Annotated in this window: 6 protein-coding genes and 2 rRNA genes; all 8 read left to right on the top strand. The window is 51.5% G+C overall.

What is annotated here, in order from left to right; translation table 11 throughout:
* A 23S ribosomal RNA gene (locus ALMA_RS05850) occupies positions 1 to 398 on the top strand; the annotation flags it as partial.
* 127 nt (positions 399 to 525) lie between these two features.
* Positions 526 to 643 (top strand): 5S ribosomal RNA (gene rrf, locus ALMA_RS05845).
* Positions 644 to 941: 298 nt separating this feature from the next.
* The gene (locus ALMA_RS05840) at positions 942 to 1,940 is read left to right on the top strand and encodes a serine hydrolase (RefSeq protein ID WP_094726781.1); all 999 of its coding nucleotides are present in this window, start codon (positions 942 to 944) and stop codon (positions 1,938 to 1,940) included.
* On the top strand, positions 1,937 to 2,707 hold the full coding sequence (locus tag ALMA_RS05835) for a M15 family metallopeptidase (protein ID WP_094726780.1): 771 nt from the start codon (positions 1,937 to 1,939) through the stop codon (positions 2,705 to 2,707). The genes ALMA_RS05840 and ALMA_RS05835 overlap by 4 nt, the downstream gene beginning before the upstream one ends.
* Positions 2,708 to 2,971: 264 nt before the next feature.
* Complete coding sequence (locus ALMA_RS05830) at positions 2,972 to 4,792, top strand: glycoside hydrolase family 13 protein (RefSeq protein WP_094726779.1); 1,821 nt, start codon at positions 2,972 to 2,974, stop codon at positions 4,790 to 4,792.
* Positions 4,793 to 4,885: 93 nt separating this feature from the next.
* The gene (locus ALMA_RS05825; protein ID WP_094726778.1) at positions 4,886 to 6,295 is read left to right on the top strand and encodes a hypothetical protein; all 1,410 of its coding nucleotides are present in this window, start codon (positions 4,886 to 4,888) and stop codon (positions 6,293 to 6,295) included.
* 783 nt (positions 6,296 to 7,078) lie between these two features.
* The gene (locus ALMA_RS08380; RefSeq protein WP_094726777.1) at positions 7,079 to 7,360 is read left to right on the top strand and encodes an integrase core domain-containing protein; all 282 of its coding nucleotides are present in this window, start codon (positions 7,079 to 7,081) and stop codon (positions 7,358 to 7,360) included.
* A gap of 508 nt (positions 7,361 to 7,868) precedes the next feature.
* A complete protein-coding gene (gene dcm / locus ALMA_RS05815) occupies positions 7,869 to 9,218 on the top strand; it encodes a DNA (cytosine-5-)-methyltransferase (protein ID WP_094726776.1) in 1,350 nt (449 codons plus the stop codon).
* Positions 9,219 to 9,246 lie beyond the last annotated feature (28 nt).

Genomic DNA, 9,246 nt, shown 5'->3' with positions numbered 1-9,246 from the left:
TGTCGGCTCGTCGCATCCTGGGGCTGGAGCAGGTCCCAAGGGTTCGGCTGTTCGCCGATTAAAGCGGCACGCGAGCTGGGTTCAGAACGTCGTGAGACAGTTTGGTCTCTATCCTCTGCGCTCGTTGGAATTTTGAGGAGTCCTGCCCATAGTACGAGAGGACCTGGGTGGACGAACCTCTGGTATGCCAGTTGTCACGCCAGTGGCATGGCTGGTTAGCTACGTTCGGGTGAGATAACCGCTGAAAGCATCTAAGCGGGAAGCTTTCTCCAAGATAAAAATTCCTGATGATCTTGAATCATGTGAGACTCCTTGTAGAACACGAGGTGGATAGGCTAGGCGTGGAAGCATGGTAACGTGTGGAGCTGACTAGTACTAACAGTCGAAAACAAACCAACAATCATATCTTAAGCATCATGAATCTTTCTGCAACACTGGAATACAGTGATCACGAAAACGATTTTCGCGTCTACTAGCCGGTCCCCAAACCACCACGTATAATAGAATATGATTACACAAGATTTTTGTGGTGGTCTTGGCCTCATGGATACGCCCAGTCTCCTTTCCGAACCTGGTAGCTAAGCGTGAGCACGGTGATGGTACTGCACTCGATAGGGTGTGGGAGAGTAACACACCGCCACAAACCAATTTTGATAAATAATTATAAAATAAATAATTATAATAATTATTGTAGAGCGGCACTCTTGGAGTGCCGCTCTCTTTTCATATACCCCCAGTGACATTCACACAAAAACCTGAAGCCCCCACCTTTTCTACCTTTTTTACTGGCGACACTCACCGACTGCCATACGTACACATCTGATATGCTTTCTATAAGGGTCGTGGTGCACCTCCTTTCTTTGTTGATAAACCATCATCATTTTCACGCACCACGACCTTTTCTCGTTGTATAGACCTCTCGCTATTCCCATTTTGTCGCCATGCCTCGGCCTATAATTGATGCCATGAAGACGGGTGACTATGGGAAGCTTACGAAGATCGAGTATGCAGTGATGGCGGTTCTGCTGCTCATCGGTATGCTGCATGGAGGAATTGTCCTTCGACGAGCTGCACACGTTCCTTCGATGCCGGAAGTTCATAAACACGCGGCTCCGGCGCCCGCCTTACAGTACACTCTCTACGGCGCGGATCTCGCGCAGAAGACGCGGACAGTCCTCCAGGCCATGGACTCCATAGAAAGCAGTCAGGAGCTTTCTGCGGCGGGGTTTCAGCTCAGCGAGGACAGTGCGCGGGCCATCGCATCTCGCTTAGATGCGCTGCGCGAGCGAGGATATAGCGCTACTTTTCTTCTCGCAGATTGGCAGACGGGCCGAGTGCTCGCGTATAAGCCGCTTTCGCCGCGGTACAGCGCGTCTGCTATAAAAGGTCCCGTCGTCCTCGCAGATGCCGCGCATGAGCTGCTGAACGCGCCGGATGATGCTGATCTCGCCGCGCAGACCATAACCATTTCGGATAATGATGCGTATGCCGAGCTCGTGCAGCGGTACGGGCTCGCAGCGCTGGCGGATTGGACGACGAACACGCGTACGAGCGTGAATATGGACGCGGAGGTGGGCATAGGTACCGCGAAGTACATGTGGCTGTCTGCTGCTGATCTGACGAAAATGTGGCTGCTCGGGTATGATTTTTTGTTTGGCAGTGCAGACCGTTCGGGCGAGTGGTTCGTTCAGCCTTTTGGTTCATCGTCCAATTCTTTCATTCGTGACGCTCTCGGCTCCGACGCGACCGTTTACTCGAAGGCTGGCTGGATACACGACGACGAGTATTTTACAGCGCAGAATGACGCCGGCATAGTCCGCACGAGTTCCGGGGATTTCGTCCTGACTGTGCTGAGTGATGCGTATGGTGAGAATGAGCTACTTGCTGGGCTCGTGCGCACGCTTGCTGAGGTACGTGCGGCTGATATGCTGGGGGCATGAGAAAAAGAGCTTGGGTAGTGTCTGTGGCGGCTGCGTGTACGGCTGTGCTGTGCGTTCTGGGGGCAATTTTCCTGCTTCCTTCGGTGCATGTTTCACGTGAAACATCGGTGGCGAAGGCTGCAGCTCCTGCTCCAGTTCCGGCACAGGCTGAGCCTGTGACGCCTACGCCTCCTACGTTGGGTGAGCAGCTCGGTCTGACAGCTTCAGACTGGCGTCTCGTCCTCGTGAACCGCGAACACATCACTCCGGAGATGAACCCGCAGGTTACTGTGATAAATAACCGGTGTTCTGTGGACAGCCGCATCGCCGCAGATCTCGACGCTTTTCTCGCGGCAGCACAGCAGGTCGCTCCAGCGGCACATCTCATTTCCTGCTACCGAAGCGTAGCGTATCAGACGAATCTTTTCGAGATGTATGTCCAGCAGGAGCTCGAAGCTCATCCCGGCTGGACACGCGACCAGGCAGAGACGCAAGTAAAGACGTACTCGCAGCCGGCGGGTGCATCGGAGCATCAGACAGGCCTAGCGGTGGATCTCAGTACCATAGAGCATCTGAATGAGCAGCCAGAGGCCACAGCGCGCGCCATCCAGTCTCTCGCCCCACAGTATGGTTTCATCCTGCGTTTCCCTCAGGGGAAGGTGGAGAGTACTGGCGTGGAGTACGAAGACTGGCATTTCCGCTTTGTGGGTCACGAGGCTGCGCAGTACATCACTCAGAATGGGCTGAGCCTCGAAGAGTTCCTCGACAGACTGGAGAAGAAAATGTGAAGATGACGCGTTTGTAGTCACGAATGACACTCGCTGTGACGAGAATAAGCCAGTCTTGAGTTGACTTCATAAAGTCAACGGTCATTCGTGACTACAAACGCGCACTTTCGCTCGAAAAATTCAGAGTGCTCGAGACGTTATCGACGAAGGGGTCGAAAAGCGGTCGAAAATCCATCGACACACCACACACCTTATACCGCACCCTCGCTACCATAGAGAACGTTTGCATAAATAAACATTCATTCGACGAGGAGAGAATACATCATGACAGACTTCACCCGCACACACATGAAAGAAGCCCCATCCTGGTGGGCAAATGCCGTGGTCTACCAGATTTATCCACGCTCCTTCCAGGATACGAATGGTGACGGCATGGGGGACCTGCCAGGCATTACGCAGCGCTTGCCGTACCTGGCTGACCTCGGGGTGGACGTCATCTGGCTGTCCCCAGTGTACAAATCTCCTCAGGATGATAACGGCTATGATATCTCGGACTACCAGGACATCGATCCGATGTTTGGCACGCTCGAGGACATGGACGAGCTCCTCGCCGAGGCCCATTCTCTCGGCATGAAAGTAGTGATGGACCTCGTGGTAAACCACACCTCGGATGAGCATAATTGGTTCGAAAAAAGCAAGCAGAACGACCCAGCATACGCGGACTGGTACATGTGGGCAGATCCGAAGCCGGGCCACGAGGGCGGAACCGAGGGCGCTGAGCCGAACGCGTGGGGCTCGTACTTCGGCGGATCGGCGTGGGAGTGGGTGCCGGAACGCGGCCAGTACTACTTCCACCAGTTTAGTAAGAAGCAGCCGGACCTGAACTGGCAGAACGAGGATATGCGGCGCGCGGTGTACGCCATGATGAATTGGTGGATGGACCGCGGCGTGGACGGCTTCCGTATGGACGTCATCTCGCTCATCTCGAAGCGCTACGACGACGAAGGCCGCCTCCCAGGCGTGCCAAACTCGCAGCTCCCTATGCGCGAAGCCGGCCCAGACGGTTACGTGAACCCGTTCGCGGACTGCTCGGACGGCCCGCGCCTGGACGAATTCCTCCAGGAGATGCACCACGCGGTCTTCGACGGCCGCGACGGTTACCTGACCGTGGGCGAAGCGCCGGGCATTAGCGCAGACCGCGCGGCTGAAGTGACCGCGCTCGCGCCGGCCGCGCCGCAGAGCCGCGAGCTCGACATGCTCTTCCTCTTCGACCACGTGGACATTAACACGTATGGCCCGGGCGGAAAGTGGGGCGTCGTGGAGCAGCCGTTTAAGGACGTGCGCCCATGCCTGAAGAAGTACGAATCCATCGTCGAGAAGGGCGGCTGGACCTCGCTCTTCTTCTGCAACCACGATCAGCCGCGTTCCGTCTCGCGCTGGGGTGACGACTCGACGGACGCGCTGCGCATCCGCTCGGCGAAGGCGCTCGCGCTCGTCCTGCACCTGCATAAGGGCACGCCGTACATCTACCAGGGCGAGGAGCTCGGCATGACGAATGCCGACTACACGCGCCTCGAGCAGTACGAAGACCTCGAGTCCATAAACATGTACCACCAGCTCGTGGGCGCCGGCGTGCTTACGGCTGAGCAGATGCTGGCCGGCATTCAGCGCGTGGGCCGCGATAACGCCCGCACTCCTATGCAATGGGACGATACGCGCTACGCCGGCTTCGAGGCTGCGGACGCTGAGTGCGCGCCGTGGCTCGAGGTGAACGCGAATAAAGCGTTCGTGAACGCCGCCGCGCAGGTGAATGACCCTGAGTCCGTGCACGCCTTCTATAAGAAGCTCATCGCGCTGCGCCACACGTCCGAGCTCGTGGCGCTGGGCGACTGGTCCGTGCTCGACGAGTCGGATTCGAGCGTGTACGCGTACGTGCGTTCGCGCGGCGATGAGCGCCTGCTCGTTCTGGCGAACATGAGCGGCGCGCCTGCTGCTGTGCCTGCTGAGGCGGCCGCGCTGCTGGGTGGCGGCTCTGAGTCTGGTGTGGGCGAGGTGGTCGTGGCGAACGACCCGGCTGACGACGTGCGCGCGCAGCTTTCTGCTGGAACGCTGCAGGCGTGGACGGCGGCGGCTGTGCTGCTGTAAGGTCAATTCTTTCGTTTAAGGCTCCGGTCTCTGCCGGAGCCTTTTTCGTAGTAAAATAGTATGCATTATCTCTAAGGCAGAGAGGAGGAGACCATGCAGCTGTTCTCTACACGTCTGAGAGTCACTGAGGAACTCACAGACAGACGCTTTGCAGAGCTTTTTGCACGCTGGTGTGAGGGAAGCCCGTATGCTGAGAACCACATTCCTGGGCTGGACCTGAGTGGAGAAATCAGTGGACGGTGGGGAAGCGCGAGTACATGGGTAGAATTGCAGTTTTATGATACTATGAATACTTTCGCTTTGCGCTTTCAGAAGGTGGAACGGGACGGATCAGTCTGGGATACAGACTTCGTGCTCCTTTCTGATGAGCACTACCTTTACATTCAGCTGCACAGAAGCTTCGTAGATGAGAGTGCGTTTACACAGCGGACCTTTTCCACTCCATCTATCATAGGAATGCTCGCAGATGAGGGGTACCTCGCTACAGATGACGACCTGCCTGTGCTCAAGTCATACCAGAGTGTGGGTGTGGAAGATGTGGATCTGCTCACGAAGATAATCACAGGGCAGACGTCGTATGCTCTCCCTGTCGTCTACATCACGAAACCGATACGAGGGGAGCATCGTGTCCCATACCGCGAGATAGCGAAGCGGCTGAAAGGTGTGGCACATGTCCTCGTAGAAGAGAACTCACTACTGTCCGCTAAGCTCCAGCAGACCTGCGCGGGGAGAAATGAGCATAACGGAGAGATAGGCATCTATTATCCGCTAGGCTTGGAGGAGCATCGTGTTCTACAGACTCGCCAGGATCCGAATGGCGTAGCAGAAAAGCTCTGCCGCTCTCTTATCATGTACGCAAATGCACTGTATGTGGATCCTCTCTGCACGTATGATGGTGTGACGAGTGCGAGGAAAGATGCGGAGATACAGGCGCTGCAGGACTTATACTTACGGAACAAGTCTGACGGTGTGGAGCTTTTCGAGGCATACGCGCATGAGGTGGAGATGCTTCAGGATCAGGTGAAAAGGCTCAGCAGTGACCTCTACGCGAAAGACGTGGAGATAGAGGGACTGCGCAGACACCGTGAAGAACATCCTTCGGGGGTGCCGCTGCTTGTAGCGGGATTTGAAGAGGAGTACTTCGAAGGAGAACATACGGAGATAGTGCTCGCCGCGCTCGCTGACTACGTGGATATGCATCCCGATAAACGGCGCCGCTGTGGAGTGCTCCGTGATGTTATAGAGGCGAATGACGTCTCGAGTGCCTCTGTACTAGGAGAACGCGCGAGGATGGTGGAAAAGATTTTTAAAGGATATACCATTCTCACGGAGAGTATGCGAGGACAGCTGAAACGTATGGGTATAGAAGTGGACAGTGCAAACCACCACTATAAGCTTCTCTATCACGGCGATAAGCGTTATCCTATGACCGTCTCGAAGACTCCGAGTGATAGAAGAGCAGGGATGAATGTAGCGAAGAAGATCATTAAAGACTGGCTGTAGTAGAGAATGAGCCCCGGTCTGGACTGTACTGGTCTGGACCGGGGCTCACGTGAGAGAAAGAGAAAAGAGAGAAGAAGAATTTAGTTATCTCGGGGAGCCTGCTCAGCGTCTCGAGGAGTTCCTGTGCGGTGTTCCTTGCGGTGATACCTATATAACCGCACGAACCTGAGTGACACTCGGGTGGTTTGCTGGGAAGTGGCTGGGAGGGGTGGTGAGTAAAGTATAAGCTTTCTGGATAAGAAAGGTCTCTCTGCGAAAGTGCAGGGAGACCATTTCGTCTAGATCGATATCAGCGACTATTTTTCTTGGGCTTTGCCTGTGATAGTGCCGAGGCTGCTAACGTTTTTGTTCTAGAGCTTGAGCGACCATCACGAAGAGCGCTCGATGCCACTTTTGCGACTTTTGCAGAAGTTTGCTTGATATTACGTTTAGCCAATAATGTCACCTCCTTTCAATATACCTTCTTTATAATTAGTAAATATCATACAAAGGCCGTTGTAGGGGGGATTTTAGTGTATGCTAGTAGCATAATCAGCATATGGGAGTTTTTCTGGTGTTTATTTTCCTTGTAAAATATTGTATTTGTTGGCTTTTAAGTGTTTCTTGGCTTATAAGATATTTTGTGTGTATTTGGGGTGTTAAAGGGGCTCTTGTGTTTGTGGCACAAAGGCCCTTTTTAGATGTTTCTGCTAAACGCGGTGGTGTTTAGGAGGGCGTGTTGCTTGTGTGGAATTCTTCCCATACGGGTTGGTCTCCCCATAAACGCATGTCCTTGTTTTCTTCGTGTTTCTCATAAGCTTGCGTGTAAAAACCAGTGCACATCAGAGTGTAGGAGATTCGTATGATAATGCTCTAGTAGAAAGGACAAATAATGCATACAAAACAGAACTAGTCTACCGGCATGAGCTTTTCGAGACTGTTGAAGAGTTCGAGTTTGCGACTTTTCAATGGGTGGACTGGTATAACAATTGGCGTCTTCATCAGGCACTCGATTACAAAGCACCATCCCAAGTAGAAAAAAATACTACCGCAACCAACAAGAAAAAAAAGAAAACAGTATACTAGAAAAAGGAACTAAGTCATCCCCACGGCGGAACAAAAAACAGTCCACATCAATACTGCCAGAGCTGGCTCGTATGCCGGCGAAACGTACGCCCCTTCCCCCTCATAGAAGCTTGCTCGTTTTTACCAGTCAATCAATCAATAAACTGGGTGAAATACGCTCGTCGAGTATCGTAGACTACAGTACGAAAAACTCGACACGTAAAACATTTTCATTGCTTGGCTGCACGAGCCACAGTTGAGTATTTTCCTACAAACGAGCATACCCATACCATACTCGCAGATTTAAACCAGCTCTCACACCAGTAAACACAATGCCTCACGAGGGTTATATACACACATACTGTCCAAAGTTTAAAAACCCATCACCGATTTAAAAACCCGACACGCCACGAAAAAACACGCCAAAACAAGAAAACTATACACACAAAATGTCCTATAGGCCTGCTCCTACTTTACAAATTCAATTACTCTGGGAATTTTAGTCATCATATTGATATATAATATTTCCATGAATATTGAGGTTGAAGCTAGAAGAAATGCAGTTCGAGATATTAAAGATCCCCTTGAACTTATTGCGTTGCTAAGAGAAGCTATGACGCGTAAGCAGCTTGCAGAAGCATTGCATCTCTCTACGTCTACCATAGAGCGTTGGGAAACAGGAAAAGTGGAATGTAAGCAGGCTTATATACCAGCGTTACGGGAGCTTTATGTGGGAACTACACATGAAGATGGTGCAGATTTCCGCGTAGTAGATTTATTTGCTGGTATTGGCGGTATACGTCGTGGTTTTGCTTCAGCTGGAGGACATGCAGTATTCTCGTCCGAATGGAATGAATATTCTGCAAGGACATATAGGGTTAATTATGGATTTGCAGAAGAAGTAGCGGGGGATATTACTCAGGTATCTGTAGAGGATATACCTGACTGTGATGTTCTTTTGGCAGGGTTTCCATGTCAGCCTTTTAGTCTTGCGGGTGTTTCGAAGAAAAAGAGTCTCGGTCGGGAAACGGGTTTTCGAGATAAAACACAAGGTACGTTATTTTTTGATGTAGCACGCATTATAGCTGCTAAACGTCCTGCTGCATTCCTGCTAGAAAACGTTAAGAACTTGACTTCTCATGATAAAGGAAAAACATTTAAGGTAATTCTTGATACGCTTCAGGATGAACTTGGCTATGAGGTTCATTGGAAAGTAATCGATGGGCAGAATTTCGTTCCTCAGCATCGAGAGAGAATCTATATAGTAGGTTTCCGCTCAAAGACAGACTTTACATGGGATGATTTGCAGTATCCTGCGCATAATCCGGTGCTATCTGATATCCTTCATAAGGAGGATGGTAGTGAGCCGTATCTTCCGTGGGATGGAGATAAGTATTTTAACTTTGAAGAAAATAAAGTACAAGATAAATACACTTTAACACCGCGCTTGTGGCAGTATCTACAGGATTATAAGGTAAAGCATGAAAAGCTCGGTCATGGTTTTGGCTATGGTCTGGTAACGCCAGATATGGTAGCTAGAACGTTATCTGCTCGATACCACAAAGATGGTTCAGAGATTCTCGTACGGCAAGAGGGTAAGAGGCCTCGTAGGTTGACTCCTCGTGAATGTGCTCGGCTGATGGGGTATCCAGATGAATTTAGGATACCGGTATCAGATACGCAAGCATATAGGCAGTTTGGTAATTCAGTAGTAGTTCCAGCGATTGCTGAAATATCAAGGATTATGAAGCCTCATATTCTTGCAGTAATGTCTAAGAGGGAGCTAGATACCAATAATGGTTTTTCCCAAATAGATACTGCTCTTCATGAGGTAAAAACTAATGCCATAGAAAATGCGGGAAGTATAAAACAAGAATAATGGAATAATAGCATGGCACGCGTTATAA

Source organism: Alloscardovia macacae (genome assembly GCF_002259705.1).
In the GTDB taxonomy this organism is placed as follows: Bacteria; Actinomycetota; Actinomycetes; order Actinomycetales; family Bifidobacteriaceae; genus Alloscardovia; species Alloscardovia macacae.
The sequence above is the reverse complement of the archived record's forward strand: the minus strand, read 5'-3'. Positions and strand labels throughout refer to the sequence as shown.

Coding starts and splice junctions, on each gene's coding strand:
- ALMA_RS05840 (WP_094726781.1), top strand. CDS start 942: ATGCCTCGGCCTATAATTGATGCCATGAAGACGGGTGACTATGGGAAG.
- ALMA_RS05830 (WP_094726779.1), top strand. CDS start 2,972: ATGACAGACTTCACCCGCACACACATGAAAGAAGCCCCATCCTGGTGG.
- ALMA_RS05835 (WP_094726780.1), top strand. CDS start 1,937: ATGAGAAAAAGAGCTTGGGTAGTGTCTGTGGCGGCTGCGTGTACGGCT.
- ALMA_RS05825 (WP_094726778.1), top strand. CDS start 4,886: ATGCAGCTGTTCTCTACACGTCTGAGAGTCACTGAGGAACTCACAGAC.
- dcm (WP_094726776.1), top strand. CDS start 7,869: ATGAATATTGAGGTTGAAGCTAGAAGAAATGCAGTTCGAGATATTAAA.